The sequence below is a fragment of the Marinoscillum luteum genome, assembly GCF_044005705.1.
Taxonomy (GTDB): Bacteria; Bacteroidota; Bacteroidia; order Cytophagales; family Cyclobacteriaceae; genus Marinoscillum; species Marinoscillum luteum.
Map to the genome: position 1 here is coordinate 301639 of NZ_JBIPKE010000020.1, position 26326 is coordinate 327964.

A 26326-nucleotide genomic window follows, 5' to 3' on the forward strand; every position below is an offset into this window, starting at 1 on the left:
ACTGCGCGAAACACGCATCCCGTTGTGTGAATAACTCAATTATCACATTACGTGGGACACTCTAACTATAGAGCTATGAAAGCGTCAACTTTACATCATCATTAAGAAGCTTTTACTCATTAACAATTGCAATCACCATGAACACTCTAGCACAAATCCTCCCAGCCACCCGAACCCCAGCCATTGAAGATAAGAAGCTATTGAAGATCAGCTTTATTGAAAAGAAAAATTTTCTAAGCATCAAAGGATGGTCAGTTACACCTGAACTCAAAGTAGTCTATGCTGTACTCCTCGAAGAAATCCAGGATCACCTGGCCTCCAATGAAAGCATCACCATCAACTTTGGCTATAAAATATTTAACCCCTTCACAGTGCAGTTTCTATTCAAAGCCATCAAAACATTGAATCAAGCCAAAGCTCAGGGCAAGCAAGTCAACGTCAATTGGATTGCGGAAAAATACAACACAGAGATCTACGAAATGGGAATGGACCTTAAAGAACTTTGTGAGTTCGATTTCAATGTGAACCTGAAACATCACACCATTTCTCCTTCCCTCAACTAATTCAAAATAGCGCCCTCGAAATGGGCCTTAATCAGCGGTGATTTGAAAAGGCAGCTCTCGAGCTGCCTTTTTTCGTAAAGCTCCATCGCTTTGATCACGCTTCCCAAAAACAATCCACCTTCATACCCTCCCCTCAGGGCTATTACCTTCCAAAAATCATGCATTTCGCCTACCTCATACCACTATAGGTAAATCGTACTGCGCGAAACACGCATCCCGTTGTGTGAATAACCGAAATATCACATTACGTGGGACACTCTAACATGAGAGGCACGATAAGTTCAACTTTACATCATCATAAAGAACTCAAAACGTACTCACATGAAAAAACTATTTACACTCGCTTTTACGATTTTTTTGGCCCAGGGAATCTATGCTCAGGGAATCACAGCCAAATCCTACATTGAACAAACTCAGGTGGGCATCAAACTAGGTACTGCCATCGGATATATTTTCCCCTGCAATGTGGAAATAGGTGGATTTCACCAAGAGCCTGCCAAATTCATTGACAACCAGGAATTGCCTTATAGATTTTACGAAAAGAAATTCACTGGCATGTACCTTAACCTGCCCTTGAAGCATTATGATTTCATAGGCTTTGACCTGAACATCCGAACAGGTGTTACCAACGGACAAAATTTTGCCATCACACCTACACTGCAGGGATATGTCAACCCTATTCCGGCGGTCAAATTAGGGCTTGGCCTGGGGACCAGAATGTTCCAGCCTACACTACAGGCCTCTATCAGCATTAAAATCAGCAAATTTCAATAAGAACCTTTACTACTCACACAGCTAAACAAAGAACCATGAACGCATACTCACTACACTATCCGCTGCTCCAGGAATCAGAAAACAGAAACCTTAAAGTTGACGGACCACTCAGCATCAACTTCCTGGAGAAACAAAGTCTGCTGATCATCAAAGGGTGGTCACTCAAACCAGAACTGAGAATCTGCTACAGCGTGATACTGGAAGAAATCCAGGATCACCTGGCTGCAAACGAAGGCATCACCATCAACTTTGAATATAAAATCTTCAATGCGTTTACCACACGGTTTCTCTTCCAAACCATCAAGACTCTCAATGCGGCTGTAGCTCAGGGTAAGCACATTACCATCAACTGGATTACTGAGAAATACAACACAGAAATCTATGAAATGGGGATGGACCTTCAGGGATTGTGCGACTTTGACTTTCGGATAAACCTCGCCAGCCTCACCATTTCTCCTTCCATGAACTAAAAAAAAGAGCCCACTTCTAAAGAAGTGAGCTCCAATCAGCGGTGAATTCTTGAAAAGGCAGCTCCCTTGGAGCTGCCTTGATAGACCTGAAAGTCTATCCGCCTTAGTACTTATATTTCTATTCTTTGATCACCCTTCTGAGCACCCGCTCATTGCCCACCGTGAGGATCATCGTGTAAATACCCGGAGCCAGCACCACATTTTCTTCCATCACCAATCGCCCGGCAGATTTCTCATACCTGGCGGAAAACACCACTCTTCCACTCAGATCAGACAAACTCAGGTGTACTTCCCCTTGATAAGGACTGGTTACATCCAGGGTAAACCGATCAGTAAATGGGTTAGGATAAATCGTCAACTCCTCCTGAAGTACACTGAGCACCACAGACTGACCTGCTAATACCTCGAAGGAAACCACCACTGGAGTCGCCGCCAGATAGTTTTCATTCCCATCCTGATTGGCCGTCACAGTGACTAAACCGGCACCTGTCGCTGTAATTGAATTACCCGAGAGGGTAACAGGTCCGGTGACCGTATAGGTAACTTCCAGACCGGATGATGCAGTGGCCCTGAGTGCTACAGGTGCGCTGCCTACTGGAATATCATCCACATCCTCAAAAGCAATAGACTGGCTGGCCTTGTTAACCGTGAGGACCTGCTGCACATCTGTGGCTGCTAAAAAGTTGCCGTCTCCAGACTGTGTAGCTGAGATGGTCGCTGAACCGGCGGCATGAATGGTAATGGTACTTCCGCTCACACTGGCAACAGCCGGATCTGACGATACGTAACTAATCGACAATCCACTACTGGCAGTGGCCGTAAGGTCAAAGGCAGCATCTCCAAAGGTCTTATCCTCCAATGCTCCAAAAGTGATGCTCTGACTGGCTTTGCCGATGGTCAAACTCTGGGCAACCGAACCCGCTGCTGCGTAATTGTCATCCCCTGTCTGGCTGGCCGTGATCTCCACGGTGCCAGTAGCATGAATCGTCACTGTAGCTCCTGCAATGGTGGCAATGGACTCATCTGACGATACATAGCTTACCGACAAACCACTACTCGCAGTGGCCGTAAGGTCAAAGGCAGCATCTCCAAAAGTCTTATCCTCCAAAGCTCCAAAAGTAATGCTCTGACTGGCTTTGCCGATGGTCAAACTCTGCGCAACTGAACCCGCTGCTGTGTAATTGTCATCTCCTGCCTGGCTAGCTGTGATCTCCACAGTGCCAGCAGCATGAATGGTCACTGTAGCCCCTGCAATGGTGGCAATGGACTCATCTGAGGATACGTAGGTTACCGACAATCCGCTACTGGCAGTGGCCGTAAGGTCGAAGGCAGCATCTCCAAAAGTCTTATCCTCCAAAGTGCTAAAGGTGATGCTCTGACTGGCTTTGCCGATAGTCAAAGTCTGAGTAACCGAACCGGCCGCTGCATAATTGTCGTCTCCCCCATGACTGGCTGTGATCTCCACAGTGCCCGCAGCATGAATGGTCACTGTAGCCCCTGCAATGGTAGCAATGGACTCATCTGACGATGCGTAGCTTACCGACAATCCGCTGCTGGCGGTGGCCGTGAGGTCAAAGTCGGCATCTCCAAAAGCTTTATCCTCCAAAGCTCCAAAAGTGATGCTCTGACTGGCTTTGCCGATGGTCAAGGTCTGAGAGACGTCTGTAGCAGGATTATAAGTATCATCCCCAGCCTGAGAGGCGGTAATGGTCACTGATCCCACCTTGAGAATACTCACTGTGGTGCCACTCACTTTGGCGATTGCTGGATCCGATGATGCATAAGTCAGAGCCAAACCACTGCTGGATGAACCTGTGAGTGTAAAATCAGCATCCCCGAAGGCCTTGGCTGGTAAAACGTCAAAGGTGATGACCTGATCCAATTTCTCAAACACATCTGAGATAGAAATCATCAGGGATTCATCATAAGTCAGCCCGCCCGCATCTGTGGCTGTGACAGTAATGGTGTAAGTATCCTTTGTTTCAAAATCAAATGACTCGGCAGCAGAAAGATCACTTCCTGACACGGTAAATGAATCATTATCATCCACCCCTGAGGCCAGTGAAAAAGTATGGGAATCACCTGCATCTGCATCAGCTGCACTGAGTACCCCGATCAACGTGCCCGAAGCTTCATTTTCATCGATGGCTGCCACAGAAAGTGTAATGGCAGTTGGTGCCTCATTGAGGTCGTTTACTGTGATGGTAAATACTCCTTCTGTTTCTCCTCCGTTGCCATCATTGGCCAGTACGGTCACTTCATAACTAGACCTGGTCTCAAAATCAAATACCTCAGCCACATACAGGGCATTGTCTGTAATGGTGAAAGCAGCATTATCCGTAGCACCATCTTTCAAACTAAAAGTGGCCTCAGCAGCGCCAGTATCCTGGTCATCGGAGCTAAAGTCTCCTACCTTGTCCCCCACTGTCGTGTTTTCATCAACTGTGCTGACACTCAGTGCCAGGTTAGTGGGTGCTTCGTTCACATCATTGGTCGAAAGCAAAAATGATTTCGTAAAAGTCAAATCGTAACCGTCGGTAACTTCCACCTCGATCAAATACTGAGGAACCTGCTCAAAATCCAATGGCACGGTAGTGACCAACTGATCACCATTAGCCACAATCGGGAAAATGGTTTGTCCTCCGATCTCAATGGAAGTCAGCACTTCGTAGCTAAAGGTATCATCTGCATCCACATCGGTGGTAGTCAGCGTACCGATGGCCGAACCCACTGCTGCGTCTTCATCTATGTCACTTTTGGAAAGTGATATATCCGTGGGAGCATCACCTACCGGCGACACATCGATGGTCATGGTATAGGTGAGTGTGCTGAGCACATCCTCTCCAGAATCATCAGCGACTTTGAAAGTGAAAGTAGCATAACCCTCCCCATTGGCATTGGCCTCTGGCGTAAAAGTCAGGAGCGTAAGGTCAGAATAGGTAACATCCGTACTCACAGCATCACCGTCATATAGCAGATATCCCAAAGAGACATCCGAGATGATTTGTATCCCTGCAAAGAGGTCTTCATCACTATCAGCAAATGCAATATCTGACTCCTGAAAGGAGTAAGTAGCATCTTCCTGCGTGATAATCGAACCATCCTCGGACGTTGGATAGTGAATAACATCCAACAGCGCGCCGCTCGAAATATTTTCGCAGAGCCCATTAATCACCACGCGATAGCTGTTTCCATCCAGGTCATCTGATAGCTCTGCAATGGTAAGCTCACTGGTCTGAGTACCTGAATAAGTCGCATCATCGGCCAGGTCGGTATATTCACCACCAGAGCTGACCTGCCATTGATAGGTAGGTGTATCAGCACTAGCCACCACTGAGAAAGAAGCTTCATTTCCCAGGAAGTCTTTCAGGTCTTGTGGTTGTGTGTTGATAAACCCCTGTGATTCGACCGCTCCAAGATCTGAAATACCCGATCTGGTATTTCCCAGCTGATCCGTCTCAGGGGCCACTGAGTCATCTCCCGCATCGAGGGCTGAAGACGTGCAAACAACCAATTCATGCACCAAAAGTCCGGTCCCGCTTGGATCGGTCAGGGTCGTATTGATCACATCAGAGGCTACTCCTGAAAAGGTAGGATAGCCAATATTGTTGGATTCTGTGACTGTGGCCTCACCAGTCGATGTATAAACGTTGCTAATCGTGTTCCCCACAAAAATGGAGTTCTTGATAGTTGCCAGGGCACTTCCTCCCGAAACTTCATCATAGCTAATGGCAATGGCATTTTGCGCGAAAGTACAATTGGTAAGAATCACTTCAGAATTCTTATTGGCCAGTGCTGAGATATAGGTGGTTTCACTATCCAGGTTGTCGTCATACGATCGAATACCATTTCCAGAGAAGGTACAATTAGTAAAATGAGCGATGATTTGATCATTCCCGTCCGATGCTTTTAGGTTAACTCCACTGGCATACGCATTGATAAAAGACACATTGGTGATGTAATGCGTGGTAGTGAAGCTTCCTGATGAGTTGTAAAGATTGATTTGCAATCCTCCGTCGTATTGATCCTGGTTGTTTTTAATCACTACATTCTCAATGGTTGAGGTTGTGAAGGACTGAAAATCATTAATGAATACAGAGGTTTCATTGTTATCAAACTCAGAGTTTGTCAGCGAAACACTTGCAGGTACTTCCGAGGAAGTCTGGGCGCCTAACTGAGAACTATAGAATAAAATGCCCTTGCTGTTATCAGATAAGAATAATTGATCGAAATCATTGTCCATGGATACGGTGCTTATCCCGTTCTGTGTATAACCTGACACTGCTATCTCTGAAAGAATGGTCATACTTGACTCAAGCCTCAACCCGTCACTGGTATTTCCCTGATCATGGTAGAGTTCAAATCCTGACATTTCAAGATATTCCATGCCTTGAGAACTTAAGGAATAACTTGAAGGAGTCGTGTCTTCAAATCTAAGTAAATCCCGTCCTGGCCCCACGATCTTCAATCGGCTGGCAGTTATCAATATCCCACTGATGTTGATGGTGGAATTGTCCGGCAAGCCAGTCAGGTCTACTGTAATCGTTTGATCGCAAGCTGCGGTGTTAGCCAATGCAACTGCCCATGCGAAACTGCCTTGCCCTGAAGAAGCATCGGTAGTGACCGCTATGGTGTCGCTTTCTACTATCGTGATGATCTCAGAGGTCGCAGCAGCTCTTGTATAACAAGTTCCTGACTCGCTCAAAATGACACTTATTTCGTCTCCAGCAGAAACTTCATACGAAAAGTCTTCACCGGTTTCATCGGGAACTTCCTCACCATTGACCACCCATTGGTATTCCGGGGTAGTTTCCACATTTTCAGCAACCGCAGTAAACGTAATCTCCTGTGCTCCGCATAAGATGAAATCCTGTCCGGTAATGGTGACCTCAAGTGCAGCTGTAGGATTCACTGTAAGGGTAGCTACCTCGGAAGTCTCCGTATTCAGTGTTCCCTCCACTACGCATCGAAATTGGTACTGGTCCCAGTTAATGTCGAGGCAAGTAAGGCTTAACTCCTCAGTATCTGACCCGCTTATTTGATCATCGTCTTCCAGATCGCTCCATGTACTGCCGTCATTTACCTGCCACTGATAGGTGGCGCCGCTTCCAGTCACGGCCACCGAAAAGATGACATCTTCACCTTCCGATATTTCATCATCTTCCGGATTGGATTCAATCACAATATTGGTAATAATACTCAGTGTGCCGTAGTTGTTATTGTTATCGGAATCAGTCTCTCCAGCATTTGAAGCAGTGTTGTTACTAAAAGAAACTCCTACTCCCTCTGCCGTCACGCCATCCATTAGGAAGAGCGCTCCGCCCTTGCCCTGGCCATCACCGGAATAGGCTCCACCCAGACCTTTTGAAGCTTGGTTATTGGAGAACGTCACATTTGTAAATTCCGCAGATCCAGCTCTGACGAACAGTGCTCCCCCGAGCCCTCCGCCTCCACCACCGGATCTTGCACTAGAGCTTGAGCTTCCGTTGAATGAATTTGTGCTTCCACCGAACATCCCGCCTGTGCCTCCTGGTGATGTACCTGGTGCTTGAAAGTTCGCGACCCCCGGAGCTCCTGCTCCGGCACCATATCCACCTGTTCCGCCTCTGCCATTGGCTCCACCACCATAGACAGTGGCCGCACCACCAACACCACCACCAGAACCAAATCCTCCAGTGCCTCCAGGGTTTCCATTGGGTCCTGAAGAACCTGGAGCCCCGCCAGTATCAAACGGTCCTGCACCACCACTATGGGTTCCTCCTGCCACACCACCATTTCCACCTTGGGCCGTATTGCCATCAAAGATGACATTCTCTAAACTTAGGGTGGCATTATCTGCATAGATAGCTCCTCCCATGCCAGCCCCGGCTCCAGCATAATTTTTGTCCTGGCCTTTGGCTAATCCATTTTGAAGGGTCAGATCGTTGATCACAACCGTTGGAGCAGTTTCATTCACAATAAAAAAAATGCGATAAGTACCTGCTCCGTCTATGGCCAGATCAGATGATCCTGATCCATTAATCGTCAGGTCTTGTGTGATATCAGGAAGTGCACTGGCCAAAGTAATTGTCCCAGTAATCCCTGTCATGTCAATGATATCTGCCCCGGATGAGCCTTCGGCAAGGGTCATTGCCTCGCGAAGAGACCCGGCACCATCATCGTTGGTATTGGTCACTGTGTAAGTTGTCTGAGCCCACGACCAGTGGGTCAGTAAAAAGAATAATACTAAGGCGAAAAGTTTTCTCATGTCGGTGAATTTTGAATATGAACTAAGGTTATCAATCACCATAGTTAATGTTCAAAAGACATGATCGCTGAAAAAAAGTGAAGTATGGCACCAATGCTGTGAAGTATGGTCAGCGAGTGCCGACCAACTCAAATAAATGCCCTTAAATGGTCTTAATGCTACGAAAGAGGTTGTCTTTGAATGTTTTTGAAATCGGGATTTCTTTCCCTACAACTGTCAGATAGCCATTGCCGATCACTTCTACTTTCGATAAATTGACCAGGTAGCGCTGATGCACCTGAATAAAATTTGCGGGCAGCCTCTGAGCAAAATCCACAAGCTTGCTTCGGATCAGGTGCCTTTTCCCTGACAGGTGTAACTCCAGGTAATTACCGTCTGACTTCACAAACTGAATCTCATCAACGGTCAATTTGACCAAAATATGCTCGTCCTTGATAAAAAGACTTTCATTGACCATCATATTGTCCGTCTCGGCAGGCGGCGGTGAGGTAAATCTATTGGCAAATGCCTCCAGGGCAATTTTAATGGCTGTGTACAGTTCCATCTCCTCAAAGGGTTTGATCAGATAGCCGTCAGGTTTAAAAGTGAGTGCACTCTCTACGGTTTTTCGGTCGCCATAGGCCGTAAGGAAAACAAAGGGAATGGTCCCCAGTTCGTGGATTTTCTGAGCCAACCAAATGCCGTCCTTCTCGCCGATCAGGTTGATGTCTAAAATGGCCAGGTCCACTTCCATGGACTGAATATCCTTCCAGGCGGCAGTAGCCTCATCGGCCACTCCACATACCTCATATCCCACCTGATGCAAATAACTCTTGATGGTGGCCACGGTGATGGCCTCATCCTCCACTATGTATATGTTGATTTTCTCACTCATTCTTTAACCTTCATTAAGTTGAATCACATAGACAGCTCCATGATCAGAAAAGATATTCAGTTTGGCCCTGATCTGACCACAGAGCATTGTGATTAGTTGCATGCCTAGTGAATTGGATTTTTCAATTGAAAAATGTTCCGGAAACCCTTTTCCATTGTCACGAATCTCTAAAGTTTCACCCCCATGTTCACCCTTATAAAACCGAATGGAAATCTCACCCGGCGAGGAATCAAAGGCATATTTATAGCTATTTGTCAATATCTCATTGATAATTAATCCCAGGGGAACCGCCAGCTCCCCACTCACCTCAAGGTCCTCTATGGAAGTGGTCACTCGGGTATCCTTCGGCTGGCCAAGTCCTGCTTCGACAAGCTCAACTAATTCCTCAATGTACTTCTTCAAAGAAACTGAAGAAATACTATTGTCACCAATCAGTAAATTATGAATCAGTGCCATGGACCTTATTCTGCCCTTACTTTCCCGGAGAGCAGAATTCACAAAATCATCCTTGGACTTATCTGCCTGGAGTTGCAATAAACCAGAAGTGATCTGAAGGTTGTTTTTGATCCGATGGTGCAATTCTCTCAGGAAAATTTCTTTCTGCTCCAACTTGCGCTCGGCTTCCAATTTGCTATTTAGCTTTTGCTTATAGTTGAGAAACAAAACCACAATGACCAGAACCAGGATCACTATTCCGGAGATCAATAGGTTGAGTTGATTATTTTGGACTTTTTTAATCGAATTGGATTTCTCAATTTCCAGTTTCTGTTCTGCCAGTATCGCCCTTTGCTGATCTGAATCCAGAAGGGTGGTCATGGCAATGAGGTTGTTCCTATTGCTGAGTTCATTCAGTGAATCGTTGAGTTTATTGAATTCCTTGAGGTATTTGGCGGCATTTCCGTACTGCTCGGTCTCATAAAAATACTCAGCCTCCACTTCCAAAAGTCTCAATTTGGTAGTCAGCCAGCCTCTGTTTCCCAGCAGGTTTTTGACGGTATCAATATAGCTGGCGGCCCGAGGCAAATCCCCCAGGTGAATGAAACATTCGGCCAAATCCAGACGCTTGTTGAGAGTGTTATCCACTTCATGAATGGTTTTGCTCACTTCTATGTCCTTGATCAGAAGTGGTATGGCAGGCTCATAGTTACCTTGCGCCACCAACACCTGGCCAATCATGCCTCTGGAGTAGGCTGTCCAGTAATGTTTATTGGATTCTGTGTACGGCGATTTGCCATCGTACTCCACTCGTGCCATGATGTACTGTCCATCTTCATAGGCTTTATCGTAATAGTAGATGGCACTGTCATAGTCGCCATTTTCTTTATAAAGGGAGGCCAGGTCCATGAAATACACCATTCTGTTCCACCCCTGAGCTGGGAATTCTACAGAATGCTTAAAATCCTTAATGGCTTCCGTAAACAGGTCTGCTTCCGCGTAGATTTCCCAAAAACTATGGTCAAATCCGGCTTCTATTCTTTGCTTTCTCAAGGGGATGGCCTCCTTCAGATTTCCGGTTCGTCTGTAGGCCTCCTCCAGCTTGAGTATTGCATATTGATAACGTTTTTCAGATAGCAACTCCCTTTGCTCCAGCAATTTCACCAGAAGCGGGATACACTTTTCGTATAAAGCCAGGGTATGATAGACTATGGCCAATGGATAATCTAGCTTTTGAAGTGTCAGTGTATCCTGATTGAGTTTAGCCTGCTCGTAGAAGTATTCGGCTGGCGCCAGCCACTCTCCTACCGGATTTTGAAAGACACCGTGACCTGATTGCTCCAGGCTATCCCACACATGTATAAAGCGGTCTGTACTGTTGAAGTTGTAAACAGACTTCACCTCGTCGCTGAGCTCCTGTGAGGTGAGGGCCAGGCTGCCAATGAGTAGGCAAATACATGTAAGATAAAATCTCAAAACTGCGGATTAGTACTGTAGAAAACGTGAATTACAGGAATCTGCACCTCCTGTGCAACAATAAGTGAAACATAAGCATTTTCTTACCAACTCTGCCCATTTATCTGGGAAGTACGTCGCACGAAATTCCCTTATACCGCCCTACCCCTATTCATTTTTATCTCCCTTCGATCCAACTTTGCATCTGGCCAATACCAATTCATTCCTATTGTTTATACATTTAGAATGTGATTTGAAAACACCGAAATTGGCGCTCTCCACATGAGATCATTAACTTTAGTCCGAACTCTAGCACATGAATATACTTTTAGTTGAAGATGAACGCTCCCTTGGAGAATCCATCATCACTTACCTCAGCAAGGAAGGCTACCACTGCGAATGGGCAGAAAACTTCTCCAAAGCCAGTGAAAAAACCTGGGCTTATTCCTACGACTGTGTGATTGTAGACATCACCCTTCCGGATGGCAACGGTCTGGATGTCATCGAAGGACTCAAAAAACTCAAGTCCCTCTCCGGGATCATCATCATCTCTGCCCGGAATTCCATAGAAGACCGCATCAAGGGCCTGGACATAGGCGCAGACGACTACATCACCAAACCTTTTGATCTGTCCGAACTCAATGCTCGTGTGAAGGCTGTCATCAGAAGAAGGAACTTCGATGCCCAAAACGAAATCGTGTTCAAAGAGATCACCGTAAAGCCCTACGACCGCTCTGTGAGTATCCACGAACAATTCGTAAGCCTTACCAAAAAGGAATTTGACCTGTTGGTATTCTTTATCTCCAATCAAAATCGGGTGATTACCAAAGAATCCATTGCCGAGCACCTATGGGGAGACGACATGGACATGGCTGACTCCTACGATTTTATCTATTCTCACCTGAAAAACCTCAGGAAGAAAATACAGGAACATGGAGGAAATGATTACATCGAAACCGTCTATGGTATTGGCTATAAATTCACTAACCATTGAGACTCCTCGTCATAGCCAACCGGTATTACCTGGCCACACTGATTATCGTTTTTGTGGCAGGTAGCCTGGCGGCCTACCTGATTCTGAAATCAATCATCAACCAGGAGTTCAATGAAAAACTGTTTGCTGAGCAAGATCAGCTCCTGTATGAGCTCCGCAACTATGAGAACCTGGAAAAAACCTATTACCTGAATATAGGAGACCTTATTGAGATCAATGAAGTGGCCGAAAATCCCAACATTCCACCTACACTGATCGATACGGTGATGTATGATCCCTATGAAAAGAAAGAGTTGCCCTTCAGACTACTGACCTTCTCCAGTGAGATCAAATCCAGGTTTTATGTTATTACCATTTCCAAATCACTCCTTCCCAATCAGGACCTCATGGAAGGTGTGAGCGAAATCATGCTGGGCATCGCACTCATGCTGATGGTGTCTTTGGGGCTTCTCAACCGATTCATTTTCAAAAAGCTTTGGCATCCTTTTCACCAGATCATCGATCAACTTCACAAATTTCAGATCACCCATCCTGAGCAGCTGGCCATAGAGCCTTCTCATGTGGAAGAGTTTAATGACCTGAGACAGGTGCTGGACAAAATGATCTCTAAGAGTATCTATGACTACAAAACCCTGAAAGAATATACCGAAAACACCTCTCACGAAATCCAAACGCCTCTGGCCATTATCAAAAACAAGGCTGAGATGCTCTTGCAGGAACCTCTGTCTGAGGCCCAGCTGAATGAGGTAAGTAAAATCTACGAAGCAGCCGGGAGGCTCTCCCGACTCAAGGAAGGGCTATCCACCCTTACAAAGATCGACAACAACCAGTTTGTAGAGTCAGAGCCGATCGAACTGAAAGCTTTCATCATGAGTCGGCTGTCCGGTTTTGATGAGCTGGTTGACCTCAAAGGCCTGAAAGTGGACGTCCGATTTGAAGCCAACCCGATACTCAACTTTAGCAATGATCTCATGTACATGATGGTCACCAACCTCCTGAGCAACTCCATCAAACACAACATTCAAAATGGTACCATCAGGATTATCCTGACTCAAAATCAGCTGGTCATTGAAAATACAGGCAGAGACCCGGGTATCCCCACATCATCCCTTTTTGATCGGTTCAAAAGGTCTGGCGACGGGCATGAATCTACCGGACTGGGGCTGTCCATCATCAAGAGAATTGCCGATCTTTACGACATGACCATCCTCTATACGTACGAGGATGGTTGGCACCGAATAATAACCAGCTTCAATTCCCAAAAACATCAAAATCATGAAGATCAACGCTAACAACCCCGGGGAGTACATCAGTCAGCTGCCAGATGAAAGGCAGGAAGCTTTCCAAAAACTCCGACAGACCATTTTGGACCATCTCCCTGAAGGGTTTGAAGAGAGGATGAGCTACGGAATGATCGGGTATGTGGTACCACATGAGCGCTACCCGGCGGGCTATCATTGCGACCCCAAACTGCCCCTCCCCTTTATTAATATTGCGTCCCAGAAGAATTTCATCGCCCTCTACCACATGGGCATCTACGCAGACCCTGATCTCATGGAGTGGTTTACGACAGCCTATCCGCTCCATTGCAAAACCCGACTGGACATAGGGAAAAGCTGCATCCGTTTCAAGAAAGTCAATGATATCCCCTTTGAGCTGATCGGCCAGCTTGTGAGCAAGGTGACAGCAGAAGAATGGATACAGTGCTATGAAACCCGCCTGAGGTAAAAGCTCCGTATTGTTCTGAGCATTCTTCAGAATAAAAACCATTTTTTTTTCACTGGCGATAGTCATTTTTACAGAATTCATCCAGAATCTACTTGTAAGTTCACTTAGAATTTAACGTCACTTAGATTATGGAAATAAAGAACAAATTCATCCTGATCTCACTAGGAATCATACTGGCCCCGGCCGTCATACTCCTCTTTTGGAACCCTCCGGGCCATTACGAACAAACCAAAGAAGCCCGCCTGATGAGAGATTTGTGTAATGAAGTAGCATCTAGCGAAACCCTAAGAGCCCAGGATGATTTCAATAAGCTGATTGAACTCATTTCGGTGCACATACACCAGTATGCAGACAACAGCAATGAGACTGTAGCCAGGGCCGTGATGGAGCTGAGAGCCTTGCAAAATGAAGCAGAGTTTCGCACCATAGACGTGGACATGTACCACAGGAAGTTTGCCAGGATACTGGTGGAGCTGGCCCAGGTAGAACTGGAAGATGCCATAGGCTTTGAGGCACAGCATCAGGCATATGGTGTGAAGAAATCTGTGCGAGAAGCCAAGCATTACCTTCACGATGCGCTCATTTTTTCTAAGACCTCATCGCTCAGTCATCAGAAAGAATTGGAATATGAGTTTGAAAAGCTGAGTATCTCCAATATCAGCAAAGAGCAGCTCAGAAATTGTATTGCCGCTACTCAAAAGGTTGTTTCATAAGTGTTCAAAATCCGCTCTTCAGGTTAGTTGCGGTCCCGCAGAGCGGGGCTGTAACTACCTGTAAACATAGCCTAGTCGCTGACTGTATATTTTCTACAGATTGTCTCCAGATTCGGCGACTAGCTTAGCCTAAGCTAAACAAATGCATTATTCACAACCAGCGGTGAGCATTTACCATTAGCAGATTTGTTATGGCCGGTCAGGAGCCCTGCTCATTGAGTTTGGGATCTTCGGGGGCTTCGCTGGTCATAACTTACGAACTTAAGACGCAAGAAAATAATCATATAAAAGCAGTAAATGAGCGGTAAAAAGGCCCACTTCCCTGAGGTGGGTTTTTTTGTATCAACTCACGCTCCGACCCGCATTCGTGAGTAGCATATTTGTTACCATTGATTGATCTCCGATTAGTACTGCTACCTCCTGATAATTATATTTGGCGACAATTACTCAGAATTCCATCATCCACCGGGCCAACTATGAGTCTTCTGCAGGTTCTACTTTTTGCCAGCTGTAGCTAAGGACAATTACGTCAGAGGCTCAATCATACGGTTCAGGCAGATCCATTTTTTACCTTAAAATTCCCATTAAAACCCTTAGTTTCGCAGGGTACCAAAGCCGGACATATGCACACTGCCATTACCCTGGAGCTCATAGACCTGATTAGTATTTTACTTATCCTGATCCTCCTGTTTCTTGGCTATAACCTACTCTCCCTCAAGTGGTCTTACAAGATCAGTAAGCCTTACCAATGGGAGGAAGCCATCCGCCAGCGCCAGGTCTCAGCCAACCTACGGACACTGGAAAGAACCTACCGGGACAAAGTAAGGTTCTATACGTTCTGGTTTCAGGTGGAGCGCCTGCGCAAACAGGGGGTGCCGGGTGCTTTTGCAGAACTTGGGGTTTATCAAGGGGAAACTGCCAACATATTGCACGAAATGGATCCCGAAAGGAAGCTGCATCTTTTCGACACTTTTGAAGGCTTTCATAAAGCGGATCTTCACTCTGAAAATGATGAAGAAAAATACAGCACCACCACCTTTTCAAATACCTCACTGGAAATGGTCAAAGACTATATCAATGGTAATGATAATGTGGAGTTTCATCCGGGGTACTTCCCTGAGTCAGCTGCAGGCCTGAAGGAATCGCAATACGCCTTTGTACACCTCGATGCTGACCTTTACAAACCCACCCTGGCTGCTTTGGCGTACTTCTATCCCAGACTATCTCCGGGCGGGGTGATCATCATTCACGATTACAATCACAACTGGGACGGCATCCGAAAAGCGCTCGATGAGTTTATGCCTACCATTCCTGAAACTTTACTGGAGCTGCCGGACTGGCAGGGAAGTGCGATGATCCTGAAAAACAGCTAAGGCCGTCACTTCACCACTAAACGTCTGGTATAAGCCTGAGAATCTGTAACCAACCTGAGCAGGTATACTCCTGGAATGAGTGACTCATCTGCTTGAGCAAGTACCATTCGGCTTCCTTCAGCATCCAGAGATTTGTGAAGAACCACAGATCCGTTGGCATCATAGAGATAGACTTTGGGTACCTCATTTTGAGATATTTCCGGGCAAACTATGGTCAAATCACCCCTGGTAATGGGGTTGGGAAATACCGAAAAGCGCTCACCCGGAATTGCGGCGGCGGCAACCGCAATCGCCGGAAAATATTCGTATCCCCCATCAAAATCTACCTGCAGCAATCGGTAGTAATAAGCAGTGGCCGACGCATGCTCATCTCTGTATTCATATTCAATAAGACTCTTGGAGTTACCATGGCCAGGCACTCTGGCCACTATGTCAAACTCAGTGCCATCTTCAGATCTTTCGATTTGGAAAAAATTATTGTTCGTTTCGGATGCCGTGGACCATGAAAGTACTACCGTAGAACCCTCATATGCCCCACTAAAGGATAAAAGAGTCACCGGTAAGGCACCACATCCCACCCCACAGCATCCATCGCTACAGTCATCCGGCCCGCTCACCGTTGCTCCCGGATCATTTACCGTAGTGGCAGACATGGTTCCTCCATCAGCCACCGTCATGGAGCTTCCCGGATTGGCATTCAATGCACCCCCAATATCCATCACTCCACCATCTCCTACATTCATGACACCCCCATTGTTGTTGTTAAAGTCATTGCCTACGGTAAGCGCTCCCGCTACTGATCCTCCCTGGCCTGCCGGAGCGAAGAGCGCCGAGAAAAATCCGCCATTGTCAATATCTCCCTGCACCTCCATACTAGACCCACCATTCAATATCAACTGTCCATCTCCATCTATGGTGAGATCTCCCTCGATGGTCACCGTTCCATTAACCACCAAAGTCCCATATATGGTAAAGTTACCCGTTATCAGCAGGTTGCCATTCACCGTCAGGGTTCGGTTGTTGTTAATTCTTAAACTGGAATAATCATCAGGATCCAGTGTACAGTCGTCAGAAACGAGATCAGTATGATCATCTATTCGGCCAGATGGGTTCAGAAAATTACCTGTAGTGGTTGGGCTGGGACAAGCAGCAAAGGCACCCCAGCAGAATAACGTAATGAATATGGTAAGTATTGACCTCATAATTTGGTTGGTAAGGAGAGATCAATATAATTCACCTTATATACAACTGAAAGAGGATTTCGATAAAGTACCTCATACCGGTGATGAACTATCTTCAGAAAACGGCAAAACTGACTTTTGGCCTATTCTGCGCAAAGGAGCCAGTCTTTAATGAAACTTTCTTCGGATTTATCTCATTTTACCAGTCAATTAGTTGGTCAAAAGAAGATACCAGCAATCACTATTTTTCCACTAATGTGTATAATGTACACATAAAAGATTCGCGTATTTCACTAGATTTATAAAATTATCTTCTTAAAATTTCGAAATTCATATTTCAACCCTCAATGATTTCACACTTCTCTGCTGGTACAAAAACCGTCGTTTTTTCTCTGTTCATCGCACTCGTTTTTCCGGAAATACTCCATGCTCAGCAAATCGTCATCAATGAAGTCATGGCCTCCAACACCACACTCAGAGATGAAGACGGTGACACTCCTGACTGGCTGGAGCTCTTCAATGCCGGAACAACAGCCGTTGACCTGTTGGGTTTCGGCTTATCAGACCAAAAAGAAAAGGCCTGGATTTTTGACAATGTCACCATCGCGGCGGGTGGATATCAATTGATTTTCGCTTCGGACAAAGACCGAAAAACCCCACCACTCTACTGGGAAACACTTATTGACCAGGGTGACACCTGGAAATACATCGTTCCGCAGGCTCCCATTGCTGATTGGACCGCTGCATCATTTGATGACAGCAACTGGCTGAGTGGCCCAAGCGGATTTGGATATGGTGACAATGATGACAACACTGTACTTTCTCAGGCTTGTTCGGTCTTTTTGCGAAAAACTTTTCAGATAAGCAATCTGGCAGATCTAGAGCAGGTTATTCTACACATGGATTATGATGATGGGTTTATCGCTTACCTCAACGGGACGGAAATCGCCAGGAGCAATCTCGCTTCCTCGGATTTTGATGCCTTTGCCTCTCCTGATCATGAAGCTCAGTTGTATTCAGGTGGCAGTCCCGAAGCCTTTGACCTATCGGATTTTAGCTCAATTCTAACGGCCGGAGAAAATGTACTCTGCGTACAGGTGCACAATGTTAACGCCACGTCCTCCGACCTTACAGCCATCCCTTTCTTATCAGTGGGTAAAAAAAGTCCCTCAGAGGTTGGATTATCTGCGTTTCTCACGGCTCCCTCCAATAGTCTTCACACGGACTTTAAAATCTCTGCGGATGGTGAAACCATTTACTTATTTGGGGCAGATGGAACTGTTGTAGACTCCCTGGTCACCGGCCCTATGCGATCCAATATTTCAATAGGACACCCTGCAGGCGACCTGGAAACCCTGAGCTATTTTACAGAACCAACACCGGGAACCCCCAACAGTACGCAGGGCTATCAATACTTCTCAGAAGAGGTGAGCTTCTCCAAAAAAGGGGGAGTCTTCTCCAATGGCTTTCAGCTGACCCTCTCCTCTGCGGGGAGCTCTGAAAACATCTATTACACCACCACCGGAGCTGACCCGACCCTTGATAATGCCATACTATACTCCAGCCCCATCACCATTGAACAAACTACCGTGGTGAAAGCTGTGGTGATCAAAGAAAACAGTATCCCGGTGAATGTTTCGGCCAATACCTACCTCTTCAATGCAAACCATTCGTTACCAGTAATCTCTGTATCCACCGATCCGTACCACCTCTGGGATGAGCAGGAAGGCATCTATGTAATGGGGCCAAACGCCGACCCAAACAATCCACACTACGGAGCTAACTTCTGGCAGGACTGGGAAAAACCTATTCACATCGAACTCTATGAACCCAATGGAACCCAGGCCTTTAGTATGGCAGCAGGGGTTAAAATTTTTGGGGCCTGGTCCCGGGCAAGCGCCCAGAAGTCGCTGGCCATCTTTGCGAGAAAGTCATACGGGGCAGCATCCATTGACTATCAGGTATTTCCTGACCACTCTATGGATCACTTCAACAGCCTCGTCCTGCGCAATTCAGGCAACGACTGGAACTCCTCTATGTTTCGAGACGGATTCATGACCTCCTTGTTTCACGAAACGGTAGACCATCAGGCATTTCGGCCGGCTGTGCTCTACCTGAACGGTGAATATTGGGGCATACAGAACATCAGGGAGAAGGTGAATGAAGACTTTCTGGCCAATCACCATCACCTGGATCCTGACGACATCATCATCCTGGAAGCCAACGGAGCATCGGTAGAAGGTGATCCGGCTAGCTATTGGGAACTCATCAATTACATTGAAAATAACGATCTTACCAAAGACGAGCATTACGAATACGTGCAAAATCATATGGATGTATTCAACTTTGCCCAATACCAGATCGGCAACATATTTATTGACAATACCGACTGGCCCGGCAACAACATCAAGTTCTGGAAGGAAAATAAACCCGGTGCCAAATGGCGGTGGATTACCTACGACACTGATTTTGGGTTCGGAGTATATGGCGCAGAGAATTACTACAATAATACCCTCAGCTTTGCCATGGATCCCAATGGCCCCGGCTGGCCAAATCCGGCATGGTCCACATTTCTCCTCAGAAACCTCCTGAAAAACGAAAATTTCAAAACCCTGTTCATCAATTCCTTTGCTGACCAGCTGAACACTGCCCTCTCTTCAAGAGAGACGCTCGCCAAAATAAATGCCCTAAGCGATGAAATAGCGACAGAAATAGCCGACCACATGAGTCGCTGGGGTGGCAACTACAATAACTGGCTGTATCAGGTTTCCGTGATGAAGACCTTCGCCGAAAAACGACCGCAATATATGCGGCAGCACATCAGGAGTCAGTTCGGACTATCCGGTGAGCATACCCTCACTGTGAACAGCAGCAACCTCAACCATGGTGCTGTACAGGTCAATGCACTGGTGATTGATGAGCAAGATTGGAAAGGGATCTACTTTCAGGGAGTTCCCGTGTGCCTGTCAGCGTTTTCCAATGGAGGAAAATTTGTCAGATGGGAAGGTGATGTGACCGGCAGACAGCCTGAAATCTTCCTTGATCTCACTCAGGACATGAACGTTACAGCCATTTTTGAATCAGGCTCAAGAAATAACATTGTCATTAACGAAATCAACTATAAATCGGGAGAAAACCTGGATACCGAGGATTGGGTGGAGCTGCACAATCCGAACAATGCCGCAATGGATCTCACAGGCTGGGTGTTCCGGGACGGTGATGATGAAAACAGCTTTAAAATCCCTGATGGCACCGTCATTGGGGCCGGAGGATACCTCGTGATCGCCAAAGACCTGGGTGCATATGGCAGCTTTCACAGTACCGCCAGTAATGTTCTGGGCGAACTGGAATTTGGTTTTTCATCCGATGGTGAATGCCTCCGCTTGTTTGATGCCGCAGGAAAAAGCGTTGATGAAGTATGTTACCTTTCCTCAGCACCCTGGCCTACTTCGCCGGCAGGTGATGGCTTCTCTTTGGCACTAGATAACCCACTACTGGACAATAGCAAGCCCGAAAGCTGGTACGCACATCCCAACGGGGGCACTCCCGGCTATGCCAACAGGGAAGTAACCCTGAGTGTACCCTCACCATCAACCACAGTCATTTGCTATCCCAATCCGGCGAGTGACCATGTCTCTTTTAGCTTTCAGGCCCACCATCAAATGGTCACACTCAGCATACTCGATTTATCCGGAAAAATGCTAACCAGTGAGTCCATCCACCTTCGGCAAACCGGATTGGTAACTTTCGAATGGCAAGTTCCGAATACCTTTCAGAGCGGAGTATACCTGATTGAGATCACCACACAGCAGGGTGTACAACACGGGAAACTCCTTATACAAAAATAACAGATAAGAGACGGTCAAAAGTCCTCATGTAAGCCTTCGAAAAAGCCTGTTCTTCAGGCATACGAAGGCCATTGATCCGTCATTTGTCCATTCATCCTCATATATCCCCCAAACCTCACTTTTAGGATTGGATACAAGCCAATTTTCTCTAATATTAACCAATCAACAATGTCTCCGGTAATTCTGAACGAACTACAAGAGACCCATTTGAAACCCAGATAAATTTTTAAATAACGCATTTTAACCCCAAATGCTACATGATGAAACCATTGAAACAGAACCACATTATGAAAAAATCACTGCTTTTAATACTCATTTCCTTAGCCTCCTGGTCGGTTCTTGCCCAGACGAAGCTCATAGAGGAAGTCACCAAAACAGGCGATGAGATTGTCATCCCTTATAAAAAATATCAGCTCGATAACGGCCTCACCCTGATCATCCACGAAGACCACTCAGACCCATTGGTACATGTGGATGTAACCTACCATGTGGGCTCAGCCAGAGAGGAGCTCCAAAAATCAGGTTTTGCCCATTTCTTCGAGCACATGATGTTTCAGGGCTCTGAAAATGTAGCTGATGAAGAACACTTCAAAATAGTGACGGAATCCGGTGGCCGCCTCAATGGGTCAACCAACCGGGATCGTACCAACTATTACGAAACCGTGCCTAGTAATCAGCTGGCCACGATGCTGTGGTTGGAGGCTGACCGCATGGGGTTCTTTCTGGATTCTGTGACCCAGAAGAAGTTTGAGGTACAGCGTGCTACCGTGAAAAATGAAAAAGGTCAGAACTACGACAACCGGCCTTATGGCAGATGGAGCGAAGTGACTGCCGGAGCACTCTATCCTTACGGACACCCCTACTCCTGGCTCACCATAGGCAAGCTGGAAGACCTGGACAGAGTAGATGTAAATGACCTTAAGAAGTTTTTTATGCGCTGGTATGGACCCAACAATGCCACCCTCACGGTGGGTGGAGATGTGAATCCTACCCAGGTAGTGGCCATGGTAGAAAAGTACTTCGGGGTGATCCCCGCCGGTCCTGCGGTAGAGCCTATGAAACTGGAGCCACCTGTATTAAAATCTGACCGATATGTGTCTTATGTAGACTCGAACATTCGCTTTCCAGCGATCATGTTCACCTTCCCTACGGTACCGGCCTTCCACCCTGACGAGGCACCCCTCGACTGTCTGGCTGAAATCCTGGGTACTGGCAAGAGCTCTTACTTCTATAAGAAATTTGTATTGACACAAAAGGCCATTCAGGCCTCTACATTTCATCCGGCTAGTGAACTCTCCGGTGAGTTCACCATGTTTGTCCTTCCTTTTCCCGGGCAAACACTGTCAGCTTTTGAGCAGGAAATGCGCGCTATTCTGGACGAATTTGCCAAAAACGGAGTGAGTGATGATGACATCACCAAGTTCAAGGCCAGCCGCGAGTCAGACCTTATCAATGGCCTGGCCAGTGTGAGTGGCAAAGTCTCCCAGTTGGCCAACTATCAAACCATCTATGGAGATGCCAATGCCATCAAATATGATCTGGATAGATACCTCAACATTACCAAGGAAGATGTGATGCGGGTTTTCAACCAGTACATCTACAATAAAAAAGGAGTGATCCAAAGTGTAATCCCCGATGCTGAAACTGCTCCGGCCCAACCGGATAATTACGAAATACCAACTTCCGGTGAAAGTGCATTTCCTACCACAGACTACTCTGGCCTCAGCTATTCCAGACCTAAGGGAGACAAATTTGACCGAAGCAAGCGACCAGAACTCGGCCCCAATCCTACTATCAAAGTGCCTGACTTCTGGAAAGAAGAATTGGCCAATGGCATTAAGGTAATTGGCACCCAGACAGATGAGATCCCTGTTGTAGAGATCCAGCTGACCATCAACGGAGGTCACAAAATGGACGCCTATGACCCTAAGAAGTCCGGGCTGGCCTCACTTACTGCCGGACTCATGAATGAAGCTACCCAAAACTATACTTCGGAGCAGATTCAGGAAGAGCTTAGAAAAATAGGTAGTGACATCAGTGTCTACGCCGGCACTTCGCAGACCACCATTTCGGCCAGTACACTGGTGAAAAATCTGGATCGTACACTGGAGCTCATGGATGAAGTATTGAAAAGACCTGCATTCAATCAGGAAGACTTTGACAGACTGAAGAACCAGCAGCTGGAAGGAATCAAAGCCGGGCAGAAAAACCCCGGAGCGATCGCCAACCTCGTTTTTGACCGACTGCTCTATGGTGATGAACACATCTACTCTGTACCCAATAGCGGAATAGAAGAGACAGTAGCCGCCATTACCCTTGAGGATGTCAAAAACTTCTACGACAACTACTACTCTCCGTCTGTTTCTGAGCTGGCCATCATAGGTGACATAGACCGTAAAACCGTGCTGGCCAAAATGGAATTTCTGAAAACCTGGGAGGCCAAAGAAGTGAAAATACCTGAGCTTCCGAAAGCCAAGCCTTCCGGTAAAACCACCATTTATATGGTGGACAAAGTGGATGCGCCTCAGTCCGAAATCAGGATCGGCTATGTGACAGATATGTCTTATGATGCCACTGGAGACTACTTCAAGTCCTACCTGATGAACTTCCCACTGGGAGGTGCTTTCAATAGCCGAATCAACCTGAATCTGAGAGAAGACAAGGGCTGGACTTATGGCGCCCGCGGATATTTCTCCTCTGACGATGATCCGGGACCGTACACGGCCTCAGCTGGGGTGAAGGCCAATACCACCGACAGTGCAGTGGTTGAATTCATGAAGGAAATCTCCAACTACCGCATCAACGGGATGACAGACAGTGAACTTGCCTTTATGCGAAGTGCTATTGGTCAGCGTGATGCACTTGACTATGAAACCCCTGGTCAGAAAGCTCGATTCCTGAGAAGGATCAACCATTATGATCTCGATAAAACCTTTGTGGATGAGCAAAATAAAATCATCCGAAACGTTTCCAAAAAGGAGCTGAACACTCTGGCTAAGAAATACCTGAAAGATGATAATTTTTATATCCTGGTGGTGGGTGATGCTGCTACTAACAGGCCGAAACTTGCTAAACTGGGATACGACATCATTGACCTCAATGAGAAGGGTGATGTAATAGAGGATGGTAAAATAGACACTCAGAAATAGACTCCCTATCATTTATCAAAAAAGGGCTGTCGCGATTTTCGCGGCAGCCCTTTTTTGATTGAACCCTTTGCCTCACTGGCGAATGATCAGCCTGCCCGAGGTTTCTTCATGTTCAGGGTCTGTGACTCTAATCAGGTAATACCCCGGTTCCAGACCATCCAATCCTATTTGCATCTCATTGGATGATCTGACCAGCACGCCTGCCAGGTTGAAAATCTTTACTTCCTTCAGTATGAAACCAGGCCAGTGAATATTCACCTGATCAACAGCCGGATTCGGATAGATAGACAGACTGGATATTTCTGTATACGCCAAACCCACACGTACCAGGCTTGAGTATTCTTCCTGACCATCAAAATCCACTTGCTTTAATCGGTAGTACACACTCACACCAGGTGAAACATTCGAGTCTGTAAACTCATAATTAGTCACTTCCTTACAAGTACCATGACCGGACACCTCGCCTATCACCTCCCAGCTTTCACCATCTGCGGTCTTTTGTACTTCAAAAAAATCATTATCAATCTCCGTGGCTGTAGCCCATCTGATTACATTTGAAAAGCCCTCATTTTCTGCTTTCAAAAACAAATAGGTCACTGGTAACAATGTTTGTTGTGTGTAGCTAAAAGTAACCCTGTTGCCTCCGCCAGCTTCATAATAGTCCAATACCAAATGGTGAGATCCATTCATTTCCACATTGAAGGCATCAGCAGTCCGATAACCGTGATTAGAATAATCGTCAATCACCCAGGTACTTCCTCCATCCACACTCAAACGAACTCCATCATCGCCTCCAATCTGGAAATCATACAGCCCATGTTCAAAGGTCTGAAGCATTTCAAAACGTACCGTGAATGTCTCCGTTTGGTAGTCACAACCTGACGTACTGGAGGTTACATTATCGCCCCCAAAGCTCTCGTCGAATATCTCCGACTCATAGATATCTCCTTTGTAGTTGTTCCCAAAATTGTTCACTCCATCATAGACATGACCTATCCAACTACCTGATCCCACAGCTGTATCGTCTCCAGACCTGGAGGTAAGCTGAACTGTAAGGGTATTGGAATAGACAGTCACACCACCCGATTCTGCACTCCTGCGGTAGTAGTTCAGTCCTGTGTAGCCGGCAGGAATGTCATAGGTTTCGGCAGTAGCTCCAGCTACATCAGACCAGCTACCTCCATCAGGAGATACCTCCCACTGATAGTTGGGCGTGGCCCCTGAGGCGTATAGGGCCGCAATGTTGCTGGTGAAAGCATCAGGATCCCCGGTACCTGACACACAAATATCCTGATCGGATCCTATCTGTCCACCAGTTTCCGTACCGATATAGGTGATTTGGATAGACGCGCGATTGTCTCCCCCTCCTTCAAAATAATCAAATACCAAATTATAAGTACCTGATAATCTAACCTCTGTATAAACTGTCTGATAAGCATGATATCCAAAATCCTGCAAAACATACGTAGCTCCTCCATCGATGCTAAGTCGCACCCCGTCATCTCCACCAATGGTGATTCCATAGATTCCTTCGGCATAAGTCTGTGTCATTCTGAACCTTGCAGAAAAATTCTCCGCAGTGAGAGTACATGTGTTGGTGGTAATGGTACACGCAGGACCTCCACAAAAATCGGTATCAAAATTTTCAGTAGCACTGACCCTCCCTCTGTAATTGGTCGTGTAATTATTTGCGCCTTCATAGATATAACCTATCCAGCTGCCGGCACCATAGTCCGTTTCGTTACCTGTACCAAAGCACTGCGCTGCACCCTGGCCAATGGTAATAAAAGATATCATTAAGACTAGAAAAGATTTTTTCACTAATTTAAGCTTGGTTGTGATATGCAAAATCGCACTTCTTTATGGTTTAAATGGATATATTCTTTGAATGGGGCCTATAAATAGTTGAATCCCCTCATATAGAAGATAAGAGCTTTCATGAAAAACCTATTTACTAGCTAAAAACAGCACCAACTACATTGAAATTGATCCTCCTTCTGTATGTTTGGTGATAAACCCAGACAGATGAAAACAAAAATACTCATGACCCTTAGTGCCGTCACCTTAGCCCTAGCAGGCATCGCACTTACATTCGCTCCAGAGGAAATCCTCTTGTCCATTAGCGCTGAGGGAACTCCCGCCCTCACCCTTGTCTTACAACTATTGGGTGCACTTTATTTTGGGTTTGGTATGCTCAACTGGATGACTAAAACGGCCAGAATCGGAGGAATCTATAACAGACCGGTGGCTGTGGCCAATTCCAGCCATTATGCCATAGCCGCACTGGCCCTCATGAAATCTCTTACTGGCAACTCCGACTTACCCGCTATTATTTGGGTGGTAGCCATCGTTTATGCTGTATTCGCTACGGCTTTTGGAGCCTTGCTCTTCTGGAGCCCTGTAAAATCCCAGGACTAAACAAGCACACAGAAAAATCAGGAACGTTTGACCTCCCGCTATTGCTTTCCGGGAACTAACTAAGATGTCCACGGGGTTTAATCGCTTATTTACAACAACCCCTT

At 46.4% G+C, this 26326-nt stretch carries 16 protein-coding genes; 11 read left to right on the plus strand and 5 right to left on the minus strand.

All coding sequences use genetic code 11. The annotated features are described in order from the left end of the window. The first annotated feature begins 137 nt into the window (after positions 1–137). The 3 genes from ACHKAR_RS19270 (at position 138) to ACHKAR_RS19280 (ending at position 1807) form a co-directional block, all read left to right on the plus strand. A complete protein-coding gene (locus tag ACHKAR_RS19270) occupies positions 138–563 on the plus strand; it encodes a SiaC family regulatory phosphoprotein (protein ID WP_395419019.1) in 426 nt (141 codons plus the stop codon). 321 nt (positions 564–884) lie between these two features. Beyond that, on the plus strand, positions 885–1337 hold the full coding sequence (locus ACHKAR_RS19275; RefSeq protein WP_159581433.1) for a hypothetical protein: 453 nt from the start codon (positions 885–887) through the stop codon (positions 1335–1337). A 35-nt stretch (positions 1338–1372) separates the two neighbouring features. Beyond that, entirely contained in the window at positions 1373–1807 is a 435-nt protein-coding gene (locus ACHKAR_RS19280) for a SiaC family regulatory phosphoprotein (RefSeq protein WP_395419020.1), read from the plus strand. Between the two features lie 118 nt (positions 1808–1925). On the opposite strand, the gene ACHKAR_RS19285 is transcribed toward ACHKAR_RS19280, so the two are convergent. From ACHKAR_RS19285 to ACHKAR_RS19295, 3 genes are all read right to left on the minus strand, one after another. Next, on the minus strand, positions 1926–8054 hold the full coding sequence (locus ACHKAR_RS19285) for a cadherin domain-containing protein (RefSeq protein WP_395419021.1): 6129 nt from the start codon (positions 8052–8054) through the stop codon (positions 1926–1928). A gap of 142 nt (positions 8055–8196) precedes the next feature. After that, positions 8197–8928, minus strand: coding sequence for a LytR/AlgR family response regulator transcription factor (locus tag ACHKAR_RS19290; RefSeq protein WP_395419022.1), 732 nt, complete (start codon positions 8926–8928; stop codon positions 8197–8199). A gap of 3 nt (positions 8929–8931) precedes the next feature. Beyond that, positions 8932–10839, minus strand: coding sequence for a tetratricopeptide repeat-containing sensor histidine kinase (locus ACHKAR_RS19295; protein WP_395419023.1), 1908 nt, complete (start codon positions 10837–10839; stop codon positions 8932–8934). 295 nt (positions 10840–11134) lie between these two features. Between ACHKAR_RS19295 and ACHKAR_RS19300 the strand changes: the two genes are divergently transcribed. From ACHKAR_RS19300 to ACHKAR_RS19320, 5 genes are all read left to right on the plus strand, one after another. Continuing rightward, positions 11135–11812, plus strand: a complete 678-nt coding sequence (locus tag ACHKAR_RS19300) for a response regulator transcription factor (protein WP_395419024.1) — start codon at positions 11135–11137, stop codon at positions 11810–11812. Then, positions 11809–13104, plus strand: coding sequence for a PorY family sensor histidine kinase (locus ACHKAR_RS19305; RefSeq protein ID WP_395419025.1), 1296 nt, complete (start codon positions 11809–11811; stop codon positions 13102–13104). Before ACHKAR_RS19300 ends, ACHKAR_RS19305 begins: the two co-directional genes overlap by 4 nt. Beyond that, positions 13088–13540 (plus strand): DUF1801 domain-containing protein, encoded by a 453-nt coding sequence (locus tag ACHKAR_RS19310; protein ID WP_395419026.1) that lies wholly within the window; start codon positions 13088–13090, stop codon positions 13538–13540. The genes ACHKAR_RS19305 and ACHKAR_RS19310 overlap by 17 nt, the downstream gene beginning before the upstream one ends. Positions 13541–13668: 128 nt before the next feature. Next, complete coding sequence (locus tag ACHKAR_RS19315) at positions 13669–14253, plus strand: hypothetical protein (RefSeq protein ID WP_395419027.1); 585 nt, start codon at positions 13669–13671, stop codon at positions 14251–14253. 623 nt (positions 14254–14876) lie between these two features. Further along, positions 14877–15626: a TylF/MycF/NovP-related O-methyltransferase gene (locus tag ACHKAR_RS19320; protein WP_395419028.1), complete on the plus strand. Its 750-nt coding sequence runs from the start codon at positions 14877–14879 to the stop codon at positions 15624–15626. Between the two features lie 5 nt (positions 15627–15631). Here ACHKAR_RS19320 and ACHKAR_RS19325 read toward each other — a convergent pair whose 3' ends face one another. Next, complete coding sequence (locus ACHKAR_RS19325) at positions 15632–16828, minus strand: T9SS type A sorting domain-containing protein (protein WP_395419029.1); 1197 nt, start codon at positions 16826–16828, stop codon at positions 15632–15634. A 326-nt stretch (positions 16829–17154) separates the two neighbouring features. On the opposite strand from ACHKAR_RS19325, the gene ACHKAR_RS19330 reads away from it, so the two are divergent. Together ACHKAR_RS19330 and ACHKAR_RS19335 are read left to right on the plus strand one after the other, a co-directional pair. Next, positions 17155–20655 (plus strand): CotH kinase family protein, encoded by a 3501-nt coding sequence (locus ACHKAR_RS19330; RefSeq protein ID WP_395419030.1) that lies wholly within the window; start codon positions 17155–17157, stop codon positions 20653–20655. A gap of 287 nt (positions 20656–20942) precedes the next feature. Then, a complete protein-coding gene (locus tag ACHKAR_RS19335; RefSeq protein WP_395419031.1) occupies positions 20943–23804 on the plus strand; it encodes a M16 family metallopeptidase in 2862 nt (953 codons plus the stop codon). Positions 23805–23876: 72 nt separating this feature from the next. Here ACHKAR_RS19335 and ACHKAR_RS19340 read toward each other — a convergent pair whose 3' ends face one another. Further along, entirely contained in the window at positions 23877–25601 is a 1725-nt protein-coding gene (locus ACHKAR_RS19340; protein WP_159581465.1) for a T9SS type A sorting domain-containing protein, read from the minus strand. A gap of 228 nt (positions 25602–25829) precedes the next feature. On the opposite strand from ACHKAR_RS19340, the gene ACHKAR_RS19345 reads away from it, so the two are divergent. After that, the gene (locus tag ACHKAR_RS19345; RefSeq protein WP_395419032.1) at positions 25830–26222 is read left to right on the plus strand and encodes a hypothetical protein; all 393 of its coding nucleotides are present in this window, start codon (positions 25830–25832) and stop codon (positions 26220–26222) included. Positions 26223–26326 lie beyond the last annotated feature (104 nt).

Excerpts from the sequence above, each read along its gene's own strand:
- ACHKAR_RS19300 (WP_395419024.1), top strand. The coding sequence starts at position 11,135 with ATGAATATACTTTTAGTTGAAGATGAACGCTCCCTTGGAGAATCCATC.
- ACHKAR_RS19325 (WP_395419029.1), bottom strand. The coding sequence starts at position 16,828 with ATGAGGTCAATACTTACCATATTCATTACGTTATTCTGCTGGGGTGCC.
- ACHKAR_RS19335 (WP_395419031.1), top strand. The coding sequence starts at position 20,943 with ATGAAAAAATCACTGCTTTTAATACTCATTTCCTTAGCCTCCTGGTCG.
- ACHKAR_RS19310 (WP_395419026.1), top strand. The coding sequence starts at position 13,088 with ATGAAGATCAACGCTAACAACCCCGGGGAGTACATCAGTCAGCTGCCA.
- ACHKAR_RS19330 (WP_395419030.1), top strand. The coding sequence starts at position 17,155 with ATGATTTCACACTTCTCTGCTGGTACAAAAACCGTCGTTTTTTCTCTG.
- ACHKAR_RS19340 (WP_159581465.1), bottom strand. The coding sequence starts at position 25,601 with ATGATATCTTTTATTACCATTGGCCAGGGTGCAGCGCAGTGCTTTGGT.
- ACHKAR_RS19320 (WP_395419028.1), top strand. The coding sequence starts at position 14,877 with ATGCACACTGCCATTACCCTGGAGCTCATAGACCTGATTAGTATTTTA.
- ACHKAR_RS19290 (WP_395419022.1), bottom strand. The coding sequence starts at position 8,928 with ATGAGTGAGAAAATCAACATATACATAGTGGAGGATGAGGCCATCACC.
- ACHKAR_RS19345 (WP_395419032.1), top strand. The coding sequence starts at position 25,830 with ATGAAAACAAAAATACTCATGACCCTTAGTGCCGTCACCTTAGCCCTA.
- ACHKAR_RS19275 (WP_159581433.1), top strand. The coding sequence starts at position 885 with ATGAAAAAACTATTTACACTCGCTTTTACGATTTTTTTGGCCCAGGGA.
- ACHKAR_RS19280 (WP_395419020.1), top strand. The coding sequence starts at position 1,373 with ATGAACGCATACTCACTACACTATCCGCTGCTCCAGGAATCAGAAAAC.
- ACHKAR_RS19315 (WP_395419027.1), top strand. The coding sequence starts at position 13,669 with ATGGAAATAAAGAACAAATTCATCCTGATCTCACTAGGAATCATACTG.
- ACHKAR_RS19285 (WP_395419021.1), bottom strand. The coding sequence starts at position 8,054 with ATGAGAAAACTTTTCGCCTTAGTATTATTCTTTTTACTGACCCACTGG.
- ACHKAR_RS19270 (WP_395419019.1), top strand. The coding sequence starts at position 138 with ATGAACACTCTAGCACAAATCCTCCCAGCCACCCGAACCCCAGCCATT.